The sequence below is a fragment of the Rhizobium sp. A22-96 genome (assembly GCF_053521805.1).
In genome coordinates this window covers 15,709-31,999 of record NZ_JBNWDQ010000009.1, presented here as the reverse complement: position 1 = coordinate 31,999, position 16,291 = coordinate 15,709, and the positions used below count along the sequence as shown (strand labels likewise).

The following is a 16,291-nucleotide window of genomic DNA, read 5'->3' as shown; positions in this document are numbered from 1 at the left end:
CGGGCCATTGTGTCCGGATTAAAGCTTGCAATCCTTGGCGTGGATATCGCCGTAGTTTTCGACAAGCTTGCGCAGCGTCTTCGTGGTCGGCACGCCGTCGGCGCCCTTCACGACTTCGAGCAGATACCAGTCCTGTACAGGATGCTGGTTCGAGCCGAAGCTGAACTTGCCGCGCACCGATTGGAAATCGGCCTTCTTCACTGCGGCCCGGAAGGCGTCGATGTCGTCGACGCCGCCGGTTGCCTTGAGCGCGGATGCGATCAGGCGGGCCACGTCGTAGCCTTGCGTGCCGTAGGTGGTCAGAGGCCGATCCGGATAGGTCGCCTTCCACTTCGCGACCAGCTCTTTGCTGGCGGCGTTGTCAAAGTCCGGGCTCCAATGCGAGGTCACTTTCAGGCCGACGGCCGCGTCGCCGAGGCTCTTCAGCACGACGGCGTCGCTGGACGGCTCCGAGAGCACCATCGGGATCTGACCGAGAAGGCCTGCCTGCTGATATTGGCGAAGGAAGGCAATGCCGAGGCCACCAGGATGGAACTGAAAGACGACATCCGGCTTGGCGGCGCGGATCTGCGCCATTTCGGCGGAGTAGTCGGTCTGATCGAGCTGGGTATAGACCTCACCGACGATCTCGCCGCCAAAGGTGCGTTTGAAACCGTTCAGGGCGTCCTTACCGGCCTGATAATTCGGTGCCAGGACAAAGGCGCGCTTGTAGCCAAGTTCCTTCGCGGCAATGCCGGAGGCTTCGTGCAGAGAGTCGTTCTGCCAGGGGACAACGAAATAATTGGCATTGCAGTCCGGGCCGGCCAGATTCGAAGGCGCGGCATTGGCGCTGATGTAGATCGCGCCACCGTCGACGACGTCTGGCACCACGGCGCCCGCGATGTTCGAAAAGATGATGCCCGTCAAAAGCTTGATCTTTTCGTCGCTCATCATTTTTTCGGCGATCTGCCGACCGTTAGCCGGCTTGTTCGCGTCGTCTTCCACGACGAGTTCGACCGGCACGCCACCGAGCTTGCCGCCCTCCATGTCGATCGCGAGCTTCATGCCGTCGCGAACGTCCTGGCCGAGATAGCCGCCGGGGCCGGACAGGGTGGTGATGACGCCGATCTTGACCGGATCGGCCGCGAGTGCAGCCGTCGCGCTGGCAAGCGCAACGGTCAGCGCAAAAAGCGTGTTCCTGAGTTTCATTGGGTTCCCCATTATGTCGTTATTGCATTTGTTCTTAAGGTTCCTTCCGCCTCTCCCAGGGCGGAGGTTATTGCAGCTTCACCCAGCCTTCCGGCGGTATCTTGCCGGGATGGATCGTCCCGCATTTCGGGCAAGTGCGAAGTTTCTCGTCTGCGTAGAATTTTGCATATAGCGGGGGCAGGTCGTCAACGATAGATTCCAGATCGACCTCGGCTCTGTGCACTAAAGTTGTGCATTCGAAGCAATACCACTCAACGGCGTCAAGAGCGCCTTCCTCGCGGACCGCTTCGATCACGAGGCCGATCGAGCCTTCCTGAGGCCGCTGAGGCGAGTGGCGGACATGGGCGGGCAACAGGAAGACGTCGCCTTCGCGGATCGGAACGTCATAGAATTCCTTGCCGTCATAGAGCTTGAGCACCATGTCGCCCTTGAGCTGGTAGAAGAATTCTTCGGACGGGTCGTCATGGTAGTCGGTGCGCCGGTTCGGGCCGCCGACGATCGTCACCATCAGGTTGCCGTCCTTCCAGATCTGCTGATTGCCGACGGGCGGCTGCAGCAGATGGCGATGTTCGTCGATCCATTTCTGAAGGTTGAATGCGCTCAATCTGGTCATCGTCGTTCCTCTCTTCTCTTATTCAGCCGAGTTTTAATCCGCTTTGTTCGAAGGCGTCGCGGGTCAGGCGTTTCTCTGCTTCCGTCAACTCCAGCAGCAGCGCTCGCACGGGGCCGCCGGCCTGCCCTAGCAGTTCCTGCCAGTATTTCTGGTGAGCATGCGGCTTTTCGGCAGGGCGCGAGCGTTTGAAGGCATCGCGAGCCTGCTGGAGGCTTGCGCTCACGGCCTTCGCCTCGGCCGCCTTTCCGGCGAAAGCTAGGTCGGTATAGTCGCGCATGCGCCGATCGACCTTGGTCTGCAGAGTGTAAGGCGGCGACGAGCAGAGATAGAGCTGCCAGCCGAGTTCCAGCACATTATCAAGCCACTCTTCTTCCGACGCGGTGGAAACGAGAATGCGGTCACCGGCGAGCGCGGTCAGCTCCTTGTACATGTCGCGCGGGACTGAATATTTGATGGCAACCACCGTCTCGATATCGGCGAGGCGGTTGCAAAGCTCGGGGCTCATCAGATAGCCGCTATCGGGATGCGACCATAGCGCCATGCCGATATCGACCTTGGACGCGATCGTTTCGTAATAGCGCAGCAGCGTTTCGTCCTGCGCCTTGAAAAAATGCAGGATCGGCGCATGGACGACGATATAGTCGGCGCCGCAGGTCTGCGCATGTTTGGCAAGCTCTATGACGACATCCATGTTCTGGTCGGAACAGGACATGATCGTCTGCGCCCGGCCGGCGGTCGCCTCGACCGAGAGGTCGAACAGGCGCTTGCGCTCGTCCAGCGACATGGCAAAGAACTCGCCCTGCTTGCCGGCGATGAAGAGGCCGTCGATGGCAAGATCGCCGATCCAATGATCGACATTCCGCCGGAAGCCATCCTCGTCGATGGCACCATCCTGATGGAAGGGCGTGTTGGCCGCAGCCCAGATGCCGCGCATCGTCGCGCGCGAATGGGCCTTGGCGTTCTTGCGGTCGTATTTCATGGATCCTCCTTGATCGTCGGAATGTTCGGGGCATGGGCGCCAGGAGGGGCGTATCGGTAACGTGGCCACTGAGATGCGGCTGACGCGACCATTCCTCCAGCGTTTCCGTGCATTCCGATTGCCGATCCTTAAGGCCGGCGTGTTTGGCAAAGTTCTATCTCCCGAACCATTAAGCAGCAGATTTTTTTATTCAAGAACTGGCGGAAACTGCATATATTCATGTTAATTCCAGTATGGATCGACCGATGATCAATTTACGTCAGATCAAATGTTTCCAAGCCGTCGTCGAGCTTGGCAATTTCTCCCGGGCAGCCGAGCGATTGCGCACGAGCCAGGCGGGTGTCTCGCATGCAATTCATGATCTCGAGGCGTTGCTGGGCACGCGCCTTTTCGACCGCACGACGCGGCGCGTGGAATTGACCGAGGCGGGCCAGATCTTCGCCGCCGGCGTGCTGCCGGGGCTCGCTGAAATCGAACGCGCCGTGGAATCCGTGCGTGACCTCAGCGAGTTGCGGACAGGATTGGTGCGCATTGCAGCGCCGCCGCTTTTGGGCGCCACCGTCCTTCCGAGGCTTCTGCAGGAGGTCGCCAAGCTTCATCCGAGCCTGCGGCTGCGGATCGAGGATGTGGGAACCGACCTGATCGTGCCGCGCGTCCGCAACGGCCTCTACGAGATCGGCATCGGCACCTTCAATGCCGATGAGGAAGGGATCGACCGCCAGCATGTGCTGAGCGACCGGCTGATGGTTTTCATCGAAATGAATCACCCTTTCAAATCACTCGAGGAAGTGGATTGGAAGGCGTTGGCGGATCAGCGTGTCATCACTCTGACGCGGGAGAGCAATATCCGCCTGCTGACCGAAATCGGTTTCGAAACAGCCGGCCTGCCCCTTCGTCCGCATTTGGAAGTGCATCAGATACACACGGCGCTTTCGCTTGTCGAAAGCGGCGCCGGTGTCGCGGTGCTGCCGACCTATGCCTTTGCGGCGCTGAACGGGCGCAGCATTGCCGCGCGCCCGTTGATTGGCCCGGCGATCACGCGCCAGGTGAGTATCATAACCGCACGAGAGCGCACGCTTTCGCCGGCAACGACGGCCGTGCGGCCGCTTCTGCGAAAAATCCTGCGCGAGATGGTGCCGGAGGTTCTGTAGGACAGTGAACCGTGCCGCCCTGCTAGTGCTGCGCTTTGCCGGTCCGGTAGCCGGCTTGCTGGAACGGATGTGCCTCGGCGAATTCCGGAAGCTCGAAGCATTGCCGCCCGAGGGCTGCTACCGTGGGAAATTCTGCGAGATCCAATTTGTAAAGATTGGCCATGACGATCTGGCCGGCAATGCAGATGTCGGCGATCCCCGGTGTGGTTCCCAATGCAAATGGAGCAGGGGGACGCCGTGTCAGCAGCCGCTCATAGGTCGCAAGTCCTTCCACGGTCCAATGTTTGCACCATAACTCGATTGCGTCGGCATCGGCACCGAACGTCTCGCCCAGGTGCTTGCGAACGCGCGGCACGATCAAGGGATGAGCGTCGGCGATCGAAACCAGCGCCAGCGACCGGGCATAGGCGCGCTCCTTGGCGTCGGCCGGCATCAGGCGCGGTTCCGGCTCGATGTCGTCGAGATATTCCATGATCGCAAGCGACTGGAAAATGCGATGGCCGTCGTGGACGAGCGTGGGCACGACGCGCTCAGCGTTCACTTCGGCATAGTCGGCATCGAACTGACGGCCGGATAGAATATCGATTTCGATTTCCTCGAAGGCAAGCTTCTTCAACGCCAGGGCGACCCGGACGCGGAACGCCGCATTCGAGCGCCAGAAGCTGTAGAGCTGAATTGTCATTGGATCGGTCCATTCTGTGAATTGAATGTATTGAATTGCGATGCTGCGAACGATCATTGTCCTGTTCCGCACCACGGGGCAGACCCTGTCTAACGGATGATCTTACCCTACGTCTCGCATGGACGCCTTGCCATAGGGCAATGCCGGCTTGCGATCCTGCAAGCAGGTGCAGGAGGCTCGGTGCTTGCCTGTCGGCAACGCGCGCTTGCCAGCTTCCAACCGGTGTTTCGCTCCCAAAGCGCCTATCCTGTAGCTGCGAAAAACACACAGGAGAAACTCCAGATGAAACTCTATTATGCGCCGGGCGTCTGTTCGATGGCCGCCCACATCGTTGCCGTCGAGGCCGGGCTCACTCTCGATCTGGTAAAGGTGGACATTCGCAGCGAGCCTCATCGCGTCGAGGATGGCCGTGATCTGAAGGCGGTCAGTGCAAAGGGTGTGGTGCCGGTGCTGGAGCTCGACAATGGCGAGATCCTCACTGAAGGCGTCGCGATCCTGCTCTATCTGGCTGACAAAAAGCCGGACGCAATGCTGACGCCTGAACAGGGCAGCTTTGAGCGCTATCGTCTCCAGGAATGGCTCACCTTCATCAGCTCCGAGCTGCACAAGACCTTCAGCCCCTGGCTGTTCCATCCCGAATATGGCGCGCAGGCTGCCGAGGTTGCCAAGGAAAGGCTACGGCAGCGCTTCGACATTCTGGAGGCTCATCTGGCGACGCAGGATTATCTGGTCGGAGGCCGTTTCAGCATCGCCGATGCCTATTGCTTCACCATCATGAATTGGTCCAGGGGGCTTCGTATCGATCTTGGGGCATGGCCAAGTCTGATACGGTATCTATCTGAGATCGCCGAGCGCCCAGGCGTGCGCATGACGCTTGTTGCCGAAGGTCTGCGGAAATAGCAGGCGCGCGGATGAGTGCCGAGTTCGCTCAACCGGCGACGCTGAAAGCACCAACGCGGTCTCCCTCCAGCAGCGCCCGCCGTGCGAGCAGGCCGCCGCCGACATGATCAAAGAAAGCTCGTACGCGTGCCGTGTTGCGCAGATCCTTATGCGTGATCAGCCACAGTTCCCGGGTGAGTTCGTCGAGCGGGTCCTGAACCCGCTCGATATCGGGCTCCAGATCGCCAAGGTAGCAAGGCAGGAGCGCCAAGCCCAAGCCTGCTTTCACCGCCATGAGCTGATTGATGAGACTGCTGGAGCGATATGCGAAGGCGCGGGGCGAAATATTCTCCGTCAACCATCTCGCTGCCGCAGCGACAGCGCCACTGTCCCAGCCGATCACCGCATGGCTCGAAAGCGAGGCAATGTCGGTGGGACGCTCGCGATCGGCAAGATAGGCGTTGCTGCCATAAAAGGTCCAGGGCGTTGACGCGATCTTGCGGCCGAACAGCTCGCCCTCATGTGGGCGGGTGGCTCGGATGGCAATATCGGCTTCGCGCCTCAGGAGATCGAGCTGCCTGTTATCGACAAGCAGCTCCAGCTCGATACCGTCATGTTCGCGACGAAAGCCCGCAAGCACTTCGTTGAGAATGCGGTAGGCCAAGGTCTCCGACGAGGTGATCTTGAGCTTGCCGGACAGTCGGGTGTCTCGGCCCGTGATCGAACGATCGATCGCAAGAATCTCCGTCTCCAGCCGCTCGGCAGCCATGACCATCTGCAAGCCGGCTTCGGTCGGCACATATTGGCTCGATGTGCGATCAAACAACTGCACGCCTCGGCGCTTCTCCAGGGCATTCAGCCAACGAAAGACCGTCGAATGGTCGTGGCCCAGATCCTTTGCCGCGCCGACAAGCGACCCAGCCCGCCCAATCGCCAGCACAATCCTGAATTCGTTCCAGTCTGTCATGTTCTTGCTACCTCGCAAATTGGATCTGCATCCGGACATAATGCATTGCAAATCGGAAAGCGTGTTGTCGAACGGCGTCCGAGCATCGATGTCTCTTCCCGTCCCAGTATAAGTTCCAAACGGCGCGGTTTGCATTGCAAAGATGCAAGCCAGACTTTCCGAACGGCAAGCTGTAAGCCGCCGAGGTCAAAGCCGAACCGTTGCAGCCTCTCGGTTGTCAGGCGGAAATATCGGCTTGCAAAACCACAACGGGCGTTGCGCGCTCCGCACTCCTATCATCCGGGCTCATGCTTTTGCCGACACGGTCCGCGTCCGCAAGGCTGCGAGTCAACACAATGATGGAGACGCATATGGGAACGGGCATGGCATGGGGATTGTTGATCCTGTCCGGTCTTCTCGATGTTGCCTGGGCGATCAGCGTGAAGATGGCCGATGGCTATAGTCGTTTGGCCTGGTCCATCCTGTCCTTCTTCCTGCTTGCCGCTTTCATCTACGCCCTCGGCAAGTCGCTTCAGGTCCTGCCGCTCGGCACGGCCTATGCCGTCTGGACCGGTATCGGCGCGATCGGATCTATCGTTCTGGGCATCGTGATCTTTCGCGAACCCGCGACCTTCATCCGCCTCTTCTGGATCGCCGTCACCCTCAGCGGCATCGTCGGTCTCAAGCTCTCGAGCAGCTGAAGCTTGCTGCCGCTGCTCATCCCAAGACGAAGGAAATATCATGACCAAGCTGAATGCCGACCCGAATTTCGTTTTCTCCAGGGACGAGGAATTGAAGGCTTTTCGCGACATGCTGTTGATCCGCCGCTTTGAGGAGCGCTGCGGGCAAATGTACGGCGAGGGCCTGATTGCCGGCTTCTGCCATCTCTATATCGGCCAGGAGGCCGTGGTCGTCGGTATGCAGATGACGATCGGCGAAGGCGATCAGGTCATCACGGCCTATCGCGACCACGGTCACGCGCTGATGTCGGGCATGGATCCCAAGGCGGTGCTGGCCGAGTTGACTGGCCGCATGTCGGGTGTGTCGAAGGGCAAAGGCGGCTCCATGCACATGTTTGCTCCTGACCGCGGCTTTTATGGCGGGCATGGCATCGTCGGTGCACAGGCATCCCTCGGCACCGGCCTCGCCTTCGCCAATAAATATCGCGGCAACGACCACGTTTGCCTCACCTATTTCGGCGATGGCGCGTCAAACCAGGGCCAAGTTTACGAGAGCTTCAACATGGCAAAGATCTGGGATCTGCCGGTGGTTTACGTCATCGAAAACAATCATTACGGCATGGGAACCAGCATCGAGCGTGCTTCGGCGAACCTCAACCTTTCCGAGCGCGGCCTGTCCTTGAACATCCCGGGCGAACAGGTCGACGCAATGGATGTCCGCGCCGTGCGAGCCGCGGGCATCAGGGCTGTCGAACACGCCCGGGCTGGCAAGGGGCCCTTCATCCTCGAAATGCTGACCTACCGCTATCGCGGCCATTCGATGTCTGACCCGGCTAAGTATCGTTCCCGCGAGGAGGTACAAAAGGTCAGAAACGAGAGCGATCCGATCGACCGGTCGCGTGCGCGCATTCTCGAGGATGGCCATGCGAGCGAGGACGACATCAAGCTGATCGAAAAGGAAATCAAGGATATCGTTGCCGAGGCAGTCGACTTCGCCAAGGCCAGCCCGTTGCCCGACCCAACCGAACTTTACACCGACGTCTATGTCTGAAATTTCGGCTGGCGCGGAGTATAGTTCGACCGTCACGGCCGCGAAGCTTGCGGTCGGCTCGATTTCGCGCAAAGTGTCACGATAATCGAAGTGGGACGCCGGTGTGGCAAGGCACATACCCGCCTGCGAACTTGACACTGCGCGCCAAGGCGAATGTTCATGCACGATCCGATCATCCGCTCCGTCCTCCTGGCGGAATTGCTCTCGCGGCCGGAGCCCATCGTCGTGCTGGAGGCGCCAGCCGGCATGGGCAAGTCATTCATGTTGCATCATGTTGCCCGTCATTTTGGCGTCGAGGTCGAGCGCGGGCCAGCGTTGCCGGCCGAGGTGACGCCAGGGGCGGTAAAGGTCTGGGATATCCCGCCCTACGCTAAACCGGAGCCGCTTGTAGATGCTTTTGCCGCCGGCGCGGCGCGCATCTTCATTGCGAAGCGGCCGGATGTGGTTCTGCCCGGCCTGTCGCGCGCGCTGGTCTATGGCAATGCTCATGTGATCGATCCGAACCACTTGCTGTTAAGCGATGCTGAACTTGCAGATATTTTCGGTGACGGAGCCGAAGCGGTCCGCAAGAGTTCGGGCGGCTGGCCTCTCGCCGCGTTCAGATCCAAACTTGCCGGCACTGCGCTGATCGATTTTCTTGCCAACGAAATGCTTCGCCCGATGCCGGCAACAGCGCTTGTCGATCTGCGTACGCTGCTTGATCGGCGCGGCACGCGCTCGAAATCCGAATACCCGCTGATCCCATTTGAAAGAGATGGCGGCATCAATACACCGGCCGTTGCAGGAGAGCTTGGCGCGGCACTGGATGTCGTCATCGAGGAGCGCCTGAGCGTTGCTGCCGAGGCAAAGGCGATTGCCGAGGCCTTTGTCGAAAGCGGACGCCCGGTCGATGCTATCCTGACCTTTCAGCGTGCAGGCTTCTTCGATAGTGCATTGCGTGTTTTCAACGATGAGCACGGCGATTTCTTCCTCTATTTTCACGGGCCGGATGCATTCGAGCGCGTTCTTTCAGGCTTTCCGCGCAGTTTCGCATTGCAGACCGAGGCGCTGGTACTGTCGCTTGCCTTGCAGGCGCTGAAGAAAGGCGATGTGTCGCGGGCGCGACGCCTGCTCGCCGATCGTTTTGGCGATCTTGCCAATGATCCTGAAGCGGTGTTTTCCCCCCGTTCGGTCTTTTCCAGGGAGTTTCGGGCATTTCGGCTGCTGATGCTGATCTATGACGACTATTTCTTCTCGGAGGAACTGCTGGATCGCTGCTTTGCGCTCGTGGCCGAATTTCCGATCGATGATCATCTCTTCCGGGGCAGCTTCTACAATTCGATCCTCGAATTCTACATTCGCAATCGCCGTTTTGCAGAGGCCGAGGATGTGGCGCAGCGCGCCATGTATCACTATGAATGCGCCAAATCGCCAATGCTCGCCTTCTATATCAGCCTGCACAGGGCGTTGATCCGGCTGCTGATGGGCGATGCGCTGGCTGCGCGCAAGCACGCGGCACTCTCCGCCAAGAGCCTGGCCGAAGTTCCGTTCGAAAGTCCAAATGATGCGCGCCTTCAGGTGCTCCTCGAAGCCTGTATCGAGTACGAGTCCGGACGGGCGGAGCCGCTATCCCGTTTTCTCAGTCTGGAGATGGACGATTTTTCGCACGGTGAAATCTGGCCGAGCCTGCTTGAACTGGCACTGCACTACGGCAGCCAGGCGCTTGGAAGCCATTTTTCGACAATCGCGGCAAGAAGCTTCCTCGACCGCTGGCGCGTCTACCAGGTGTCGAACCGGCAATTCCAGGTCATGATCGAAATCCGCGAGGTCGCCGTCCTGCAAAATGCCAATCGCTGGCAGGAAGCCGCGGAGCGCCTGAACGCGATTGACTCGCGCATCGACCGGAACTGGGTGCTCGGTTCCAATCAGGTGCTGGAGCGCATGGACAACAGAGACGAGATGGCTCTGGTGTTGGCGTGGATGCGGCAGATGGTCTACGAGCAGCCCACATGGGAGGGTCTCGATGATTTGATCGCCGGTCTCATTTGTAATCTCAACATTACCGATCGCCAGCGGATCAGCCTGGAAATCTGGCTTGCCTACATCGCCAAGCGGCAGCGAAATCTCACCCGCGCGCGTTCCATTCTCCAGAAGACATTCGAGGATTGCGCGCGGCTGGGGGCGATCGCGCCTTTGTCGGAAGAGCGGGTTCTACTGGACGAATTGATCAGCAATGAACGCATCGGCGGCTTCCTGTCCACATCGCTTGCGGCAAAGCAGATCATCCGCAAATTGCGCGACAGCGGTCGACTGTCGACCGGTCCCGGCGAGCGTAGCAATCTCTCGCGCCGTGAAAGCAAGATCCTGCTGATGATATCGGAAGGTGCGGCCAACAAATACATCGCCCATACGCTCGGGCTCAGCGAGGCGACGGTGAAGTTTCATCTCGGAAATGTCTACCGCAAGCTCGGCTGCCGCAATCGGCAGGAAGCGATCGGGACTGCGCGCGCACTGGGCATGGTCAGCTGACGCCTCGATGATGGCGAGGTTATACCTGTCACAAGACGATAAAACCTATACCATTTAATCAAAAACCTAGACTCGGTTCGTGTTGGCGCGCCGGGTTGCCTATGCAATCTTTTCCATACGGCTTCCAGAGCTTTGATGAGCGAAGGAGCCCGGATGCGTACTCACGCTGCCGGCGACCCAAGCGCCGGATGCCGTCGAGCATCGTCCCGCATGATTGACGCTCCACTCCATAGGCGCACGAAGACGCCGGAGCGAATTCTAGACATAAGCGGGCAAAAGCTCGCAGGGAACCTTGAACCGAACCGGGAGATTGCATGAGCAAGCTTAGATTGATTGCGTCGACTGCACTTGCCGCCCTTGTCGCAGGTATTGCGGGAACGGCTGCGGCCAAGACGGTCGTGACGATGAATACCGTTCAGATTTTCGGCACGATCGATCCGGCCAAGATCTCCGACTACACCGACTATATGGCAGCAGTGAACCTCTACGATGGTCTGATCACCGTCGATTCGACGGGCAATCTGCAGCCCGAACTCGCCGAGAGCTGGACGGTCTCTCCCGATGCGAAGGAAGTGACCTTCAAGCTTCGCGCCGACGCCCATTTCACCGATGGTTCGCCTGTCAAAGCGTCCGACGTCGTTTACTCCTTCGAGCGCCTGCTGAAGATCAACCAGGGTCCCGCCAACCTTTTTGCCGATGTGCTGAAGCCTGGTTCCGTCACTGCCGTTGACGCGCATACCGTGAAGTTTACGCTCTCCAAGGCCTTCGCGCCGTTCCTCAGCACCGTGCCTGCGGTCTTCATCCTCAACGCTGACGTCGTCCAGAAAAACGCCGGCAGCGACGATGGCCAGACCTATCTCGCCACGAACGCTGCCGGTGCCGGTCCCTACACGCTGAAAGCCTGGGATCGCGGTGCCTCCATGACGATCGAGCGTGATCCGAAGTACTACAAGGGTTTTGGTGAAGGTCCGATCGACGAGGTCCGCTGGATCATCACCAATGACGAGGCGACCGTCCGCTCGCTTGCCGCATCGGGCGAGTTGACGATGAGCAGCCAGTACCAGTCACCCGATACCTACAAGGCATTGAAGGAGATGGGCCGTTTCAACATCGTCAGCAGCGATACGACGATCGGTTTCTACCTGAAGCTCAATACCAAGGTGCCGCCCACGGATGATATCCATATCCGCAAGGCACTCGCCTACGCCACCGACTACGACACGGTGCGCAACGTCATCGTGCCGGGCGGTCAGTTGAATGGCCCGCTGCCTCCCGGCTTCGCCGATTTTTATGCCAATGACCTTCAGGCACCGAAGTTCGATATGGATGCGGCCAAGGCCGAGATCGCCCAGTCGAAATATGCCGGACAGGACATCCCGATCACGCTCGGCTATGTCGCCGGCACCAAGTTCGAGGAAGAAATCAGCCTGCTGATGCAATCGAACCTGGAGCAACTCGGCTTCAAGGTGACGCAGCAGGCCGATCCGTGGAACCGCATTACTGAGATTTCCAACAAGGTCGACACGACACCTGCCGTCAGCCAGATATTCTTCGGCCCGACCTATCCGTCGCCGGACTCGATGTTCTTCACGCAGTATCATTCGAAGGCGGCCGGTACCTGGGCCTCGGCAGAATGGCTGCAGGACCCGGCCATCGACGCGCTCATCGACAAGGCGCGCGAAACGGCAGACGCCAAACAGCAGGCCGATATCTACAAGGAATTGCAGCATAAGATCGTCGATCTGCAACCCGATGTCTTCCTGCAGACACAGACGGTTCAGCACGCCATGGACAAGTGCCTCGAAGGCTTCCACGCCGTGCCCATGCAGTCTTTCGACTACAAGTTCACGCGCTACAGCTGGGCCTGCAAATAGCGGTTTGCATGTTCTCCGGGCGGGCTTCCCGTCCGGATTGCTTGAGACAGGACGGCCTTCGGGCCGTCGCCATCTCTCCTTTTCGTTCGAGACAGGGCTTGGATATTGGAATTCCTCCTCTTCATGATCAGGCGCGTGCTCTGGTCACTGCTGGTCCTCTTCGGGCTTTCGGTGGTGATCTTCGCCATTGCCCGCGGAATGCCCGGTGATCCCGTTCGCCTCGCACTTGGGCCGCGCGCCAGCGCAGAGCAGGTCGCGCAGCTTCGCGAGACCATGGGCTTCAACAAGCCTCTGATCCAGCAGTACGGGATCTATGTCTCCGGGTTGGCCGGCGGCGATCTTGGTCTGTCGCTTCTGACGAAACGGCCCGTCGCCAGCGATATAAGTGAAACCTTTGCCGCCACCTTCGAGCTGGTCCTGACGACGATCACCATAGCCTTCGTTCTCGGTGTCCCCCTTGGCGTGGCCGCGGCGCGTTGGAAGGATCGCTGGCCGGACAATCTCGTGCGCCTGATCGCCATCTTTTCAGCAGTCACCCCAAGCTTTTTTCTGGCGATCCTGCTGCAGATCCTTGCCGGCTATGTCCTGCACATCTTGCCGACAACCGGCCGATTGCCGCCGAACATGGCTTTCACCCCCGATATCACCGGTCTCCTCAGCGTGGATTCGCTGCTGCGCGGGCGTCTTGACGTCTTCGGCGAGGCGTTTCGCCATCTTCTGCTTCCATCCCTGGCTCTTGCTGCGGCAACCATGGGCCAGATCGCCCGCATCACGCGCTCGTCAATGATCGACGTGGCGAGCCAGGACTATATCGAGGCCAGCCGGGCTTTCGGCATTCCGGAGCGGGTGCGTGTTTTCAAATACATGCTGCGGCCAAGCTTCGTGCCGCCGCTCACCATCTCCGGCCTGGAGTTTGCATCGTTGATCGGCAATGCCTTCGTCGTGGAACTGGTCTTCGCATGGCCCGGCATGGCGGCCTATGGCGTGCGCACCATCATGCAGAAGGATCTCAATGCCGTCATGGGCGTGGTGATCGTCTCCGGCGTCTTCTTCGTGGTCGTCAATCTCGTCATCGATGTGCTGGTCGGCATGGTCGATCCTCGCATTCGCATTCGAGGGAGGCGCTGATGTTTGAGACCTCGCTGGAAACGTCCGTGCAGCCGGAGCGCCTCTCCAATGCCTACCAGAATTGGTATCGCTTCTCGCGCAATCCGACGGCTGTCATCGGCGCCGTGATCGTCATCGTCTGTGTGTTGGCCGCACTTCTGGCGCCCTGGATCACACCACATCCGGAACATGTCGGTGCCGCGGTGAATTTCCGAGCCCGTCATCTGCCGCCATCGACCGACTATTGGCTCGGCACCGACAATGTCGGCCGCGATATCTTCACACGTGTCGTCTTCGGCATGCGCATCTCGCTCTTGCTGGCGCTTGTGGTTCTCGGCACGGCTGTCCCCGTCGGCACCGTGCTTGGCATGCTTGCCGGCTATTTCGGCGGCTGGGTCGAGGCCGTCATCATGCGCCTCACCGATATTGCACTGGCCATACCACCGCTGGTCATGGCGCTTGCCGTTGCCGCCGTGCTGTCGCCAAATCTGATCAACTCGCTACTCGCAATCTCCGCGCTCTGGTGGACGTGGCATACGCGGCTGATCTATTCGATCACCAAGCAGATCCGCAGCCAGGAGTTCATCGAGGCCGCGGAGACGCTTGGGGCGAGCAAGTTCCACATCCTCTTCCGCGAAATTCTGCCGAACTGCGTTTCCGCGCTCGCCGTCAAGACCTCGCTCGATTGCGGCTTCGTCATCCTGGTCGGCGCGTCCCTTTCCTTCCTCGGCCTTGGCATCCAGCCGCCGACACCGGATCTCGGAACAATGGTTGCCCAGGGTGCTGCCTTCCTGCCGGATTACTGGTGGGAATCGGTGCTGCCGGGTACCGCCATTCTCTTCGTCGCCCTCGGCTTCAATCTTCTCGGCGACGGCCTGCGCGACCTCTTCGATGTCCAGGAGGTCCGATGAGCTTCCCGCTTCTCCGCGTCAACAATCTCTCTGTGGCATTCTCGACCTATGGGCGCACCAACAGGGTGCTGCACAATGTCAGCCTCGACGTTCCTGCACGGTCCCAGGTCGCCCTCGTCGGCGAGAGCGGCTCCGGCAAGACGGTGACGATGAAGGCGATCATGGGACTGCTGCGCCAGCCGCCGGCCCGCATTCTTGGTGGCGAGATCTATTATGATGGCGCCGATCTGCTGACGATGCCGGACAAGGAGCGGCTGCGGCTGCGCGGCACGGCCATGTCCATGGTGTTCCAGGATCCCATGAGTTCGCTCAATCCGGTCTTCACGATCGGCGACCAGATGGGCACGATCCTGAAATATGCCGACAAGCGTTTGGGCCGCTCGCGCACGGCCAAGGAACGCATGGCACGCGTCCATCAGGTTCTCGATCAGGTGCGGATGCGCGATCCCGGGCGGATTTCTCGGTCCTACCCGATCGAGCTATCGGGCGGGATGCGGCAACGTGTGTTGATCGCCATGGCGCTGCTGAGTGAGCCGCAGCTGCTGATCGCCGATGAGCCGGGCACAGCACTCGATGTGACGACCCAGGCCCAGATCCTCAAGCTGTTGAAGGATCTGGTTGAAGAACGCGGGCTCGCACTCTTGATGATCACCCATAATCTCGGCGTGGTCAGGGAAACCTCGAACTACGTCTACGTCATGAACAAGGGCATCATCGTCGAGCACGGCGAAACCACAGGTATCTTTGAGACGCCACGCGATCCCTATACCCAAAGCCTGATCAACGCCGTACCGCGGCTCACCGGCGGCATGCGCTTTGGCGCGGAGGTGGCACCATGAGCGCGCCCATGCTGGAAATTCGCAAGCTGTGCAAGTCCTTCCCCGTGCGCAATGCCTTCGGGCGGCAGATCGGTGCAGTTGCCGCGGTCGATGAGGTCTCGTTTTCGATCGAGAAGGGCCAAGTCTATGGCCTTGCCGGCGAGAGCGGTTCGGGAAAATCGACCATCGCCCGGATGATCATGGGTCTGGAGCGTCCTGATAGCGGCGATATCCTGATCAATGGCGAGAGCCTATCCAGGCAATCGCGCGGTCATCGCCGGCATGTGCAAATGGTGTTCCAGAACCCCGGTTCTTCCCTTAATCCGCGCCGCACGGTCGGCCAATCGGTCATGGTGCCGCTCGATGCCCATGATTATGCCGGTAACAAGCGCCAGCGGGTTTCGCAGCTTCTGGAAATGGTCCAGCTGCCGGCCGATTTCGCAGATCGGTATCCGCACGAACTCTCCGGCGGCCAGAAACAGCGCGTGGCGATTGCCCGTGCGCTTGCCGTCGAACCCAAGCTTCTGGTCCTCGACGAGCCGACCTCGGCGCTCGATGTCTCCGTTCAGGCTCGGGTGATCGATCTGCTCGCCGATCTCGGTCGGCGGATGGAGCTTACCTATCTCTTCATTTCCCATGATCTCAGCCTGATGCGCAACTTCGCCCGCAGTGTCGGCGTGCTCTACCGCGGCCAGATCGTCGAAACGGGGGCGGTCTCCGCCGTCTTCGAAAACCCATCCCACGACTACACGCGTCTCCTCCTTGCCTCCGTCCCGGTGATTTCGAAGGAGGAAGAGGCGATGCGCCCGAAAATTCCATTGATCGACGGGGAAATCCCGACAGCCGAGAAACTGCTCGCGCTGCGGGAAGCCGGTCAAACAGCAAGTCACGAACGAGGTTAAGA

Annotated in this window: 15 protein-coding genes; 10 read left to right on the top strand and 5 right to left on the bottom strand. The window is 59.8% G+C overall.

The window, feature by feature from the left end; genetic code table 11:
• Positions 1-18: 18 nt before the first annotated feature.
• The 3 genes from ACQZ6F_RS31350 to ACQZ6F_RS31340 form a co-directional block, all read right to left on the bottom strand.
• Entirely contained in the window at positions 19-1,188 is a 1,170-nt protein-coding gene (locus tag ACQZ6F_RS31350; protein ID WP_449095917.1) for an ABC transporter substrate-binding protein, read from the bottom strand.
• Positions 1,189-1,255: 67 nt separating this feature from the next.
• Positions 1,256-1,801, bottom strand: coding sequence for a 3-hydroxyanthranilate 3,4-dioxygenase (locus tag ACQZ6F_RS31345; RefSeq protein WP_449095916.1), 546 nt, complete (start codon positions 1,799-1,801; stop codon positions 1,256-1,258).
• Between the two features lie 22 nt (positions 1,802-1,823).
• Complete coding sequence (locus ACQZ6F_RS31340; protein WP_449095915.1) at positions 1,824-2,780, bottom strand: dihydrodipicolinate synthase family protein; 957 nt, start codon at positions 2,778-2,780, stop codon at positions 1,824-1,826.
• 245 nt (positions 2,781-3,025) lie between these two features.
• Here ACQZ6F_RS31340 and ACQZ6F_RS31335 point away from each other — a divergent pair, with 245 nt between their 5' ends.
• Positions 3,026-3,931, top strand: a complete 906-nt coding sequence (locus ACQZ6F_RS31335) for a LysR family transcriptional regulator (RefSeq protein WP_449095914.1) — start codon at positions 3,026-3,028, stop codon at positions 3,929-3,931.
• A 22-nt stretch (positions 3,932-3,953) separates the two neighbouring features.
• On the opposite strand, the gene maiA is transcribed toward ACQZ6F_RS31335, so the two are convergent.
• A complete protein-coding gene (maiA, locus tag ACQZ6F_RS31330; RefSeq protein WP_449095913.1) occupies positions 3,954-4,613 on the bottom strand; it encodes a maleylacetoacetate isomerase in 660 nt (219 codons plus the stop codon).
• 282 nt (positions 4,614-4,895) lie between these two features.
• Between maiA and gstA the strand changes: the two genes are divergently transcribed.
• The gene (gene gstA, locus ACQZ6F_RS31325) at positions 4,896-5,513 is read left to right on the top strand and encodes a glutathione transferase GstA (RefSeq protein WP_449095912.1); all 618 of its coding nucleotides are present in this window, start codon (positions 4,896-4,898) and stop codon (positions 5,511-5,513) included.
• Positions 5,514-5,541: 28 nt separating this feature from the next.
• On the opposite strand, the gene ACQZ6F_RS31320 is transcribed toward gstA, so the two are convergent.
• Complete coding sequence (locus ACQZ6F_RS31320) at positions 5,542-6,459, bottom strand: LysR family transcriptional regulator (protein ID WP_449095911.1); 918 nt, start codon at positions 6,457-6,459, stop codon at positions 5,542-5,544.
• 335 nt (positions 6,460-6,794) lie between these two features.
• On the opposite strand from ACQZ6F_RS31320, the gene ACQZ6F_RS31315 reads away from it, so the two are divergent.
• From ACQZ6F_RS31315 to ACQZ6F_RS31280, 8 genes are all read left to right on the top strand, one after another.
• Positions 6,795-7,139 (top strand): DMT family transporter, encoded by a 345-nt coding sequence (locus ACQZ6F_RS31315; protein WP_449095910.1) that lies wholly within the window; start codon positions 6,795-6,797, stop codon positions 7,137-7,139.
• A 40-nt stretch (positions 7,140-7,179) separates the two neighbouring features.
• Positions 7,180-8,169, top strand: coding sequence for a pyruvate dehydrogenase (acetyl-transferring) E1 component subunit alpha (gene pdhA / locus ACQZ6F_RS31310; RefSeq protein WP_449095909.1), 990 nt, complete (start codon positions 7,180-7,182; stop codon positions 8,167-8,169).
• 159 nt (positions 8,170-8,328) lie between these two features.
• Positions 8,329-10,677: a response regulator transcription factor gene (locus ACQZ6F_RS31305; protein ID WP_449095908.1), complete on the top strand. Its 2,349-nt coding sequence runs from the start codon at positions 8,329-8,331 to the stop codon at positions 10,675-10,677.
• A 314-nt stretch (positions 10,678-10,991) separates the two neighbouring features.
• Entirely contained in the window at positions 10,992-12,551 is a 1,560-nt protein-coding gene (locus ACQZ6F_RS31300; protein WP_449095907.1) for an ABC transporter substrate-binding protein, read from the top strand.
• A gap of 123 nt (positions 12,552-12,674) precedes the next feature.
• On the top strand, positions 12,675-13,679 hold the full coding sequence (locus tag ACQZ6F_RS31295) for an ABC transporter permease (protein WP_068394418.1): 1,005 nt from the start codon (positions 12,675-12,677) through the stop codon (positions 13,677-13,679).
• Positions 13,679-14,569 (top strand): ABC transporter permease, encoded by an 891-nt coding sequence (locus ACQZ6F_RS31290; protein ID WP_449095906.1) that lies wholly within the window; start codon positions 13,679-13,681, stop codon positions 14,567-14,569. Before ACQZ6F_RS31295 ends, ACQZ6F_RS31290 begins: the two co-directional genes overlap by 1 nt.
• The gene (locus ACQZ6F_RS31285; protein ID WP_449095905.1) at positions 14,566-15,408 is read left to right on the top strand and encodes an ABC transporter ATP-binding protein; all 843 of its coding nucleotides are present in this window, start codon (positions 14,566-14,568) and stop codon (positions 15,406-15,408) included. Before ACQZ6F_RS31290 ends, ACQZ6F_RS31285 begins: the two co-directional genes overlap by 4 nt.
• Positions 15,405-16,289: an oligopeptide/dipeptide ABC transporter ATP-binding protein gene (locus tag ACQZ6F_RS31280; protein ID WP_449095904.1), complete on the top strand. Its 885-nt coding sequence runs from the start codon at positions 15,405-15,407 to the stop codon at positions 16,287-16,289. The genes ACQZ6F_RS31285 and ACQZ6F_RS31280 overlap by 4 nt, the downstream gene beginning before the upstream one ends.
• Positions 16,290-16,291: the final 2 nt, after the last annotated feature.

Bases quoted from the DNA above. Each gene is read 5' to 3' on its own strand.
- ACQZ6F_RS31350 (WP_449095917.1), bottom strand. From the start codon at position 1,188: ATGAAACTCAGGAACACGCTTTTTGCGCTGACCGTTGCGCTTGCCAGC.
- ACQZ6F_RS31345 (WP_449095916.1), bottom strand. From the start codon at position 1,801: ATGACCAGATTGAGCGCATTCAACCTTCAGAAATGGATCGACGAACAT.
- ACQZ6F_RS31340 (WP_449095915.1), bottom strand. From the start codon at position 2,780: ATGAAATACGACCGCAAGAACGCCAAGGCCCATTCGCGCGCGACGATG.
- ACQZ6F_RS31335 (WP_449095914.1), top strand. From the start codon at position 3,026: ATGATCAATTTACGTCAGATCAAATGTTTCCAAGCCGTCGTCGAGCTT.
- maiA (WP_449095913.1), bottom strand. From the start codon at position 4,613: ATGACAATTCAGCTCTACAGCTTCTGGCGCTCGAATGCGGCGTTCCGC.
- gstA (WP_449095912.1), top strand. From the start codon at position 4,896: ATGAAACTCTATTATGCGCCGGGCGTCTGTTCGATGGCCGCCCACATC.
- ACQZ6F_RS31320 (WP_449095911.1), bottom strand. From the start codon at position 6,459: ATGACAGACTGGAACGAATTCAGGATTGTGCTGGCGATTGGGCGGGCT.
- ACQZ6F_RS31315 (WP_449095910.1), top strand. From the start codon at position 6,795: ATGATGGAGACGCATATGGGAACGGGCATGGCATGGGGATTGTTGATC.
- pdhA (WP_449095909.1), top strand. From the start codon at position 7,180: ATGACCAAGCTGAATGCCGACCCGAATTTCGTTTTCTCCAGGGACGAG.
- ACQZ6F_RS31305 (WP_449095908.1), top strand. From the start codon at position 8,329: ATGCACGATCCGATCATCCGCTCCGTCCTCCTGGCGGAATTGCTCTCG.
- ACQZ6F_RS31300 (WP_449095907.1), top strand. From the start codon at position 10,992: ATGAGCAAGCTTAGATTGATTGCGTCGACTGCACTTGCCGCCCTTGTC.
- ACQZ6F_RS31295 (WP_068394418.1), top strand. From the start codon at position 12,675: ATGATCAGGCGCGTGCTCTGGTCACTGCTGGTCCTCTTCGGGCTTTCG.
- ACQZ6F_RS31290 (WP_449095906.1), top strand. From the start codon at position 13,679: ATGTTTGAGACCTCGCTGGAAACGTCCGTGCAGCCGGAGCGCCTCTCC.
- ACQZ6F_RS31285 (WP_449095905.1), top strand. From the start codon at position 14,566: ATGAGCTTCCCGCTTCTCCGCGTCAACAATCTCTCTGTGGCATTCTCG.
- ACQZ6F_RS31280 (WP_449095904.1), top strand. From the start codon at position 15,405: ATGAGCGCGCCCATGCTGGAAATTCGCAAGCTGTGCAAGTCCTTCCCC.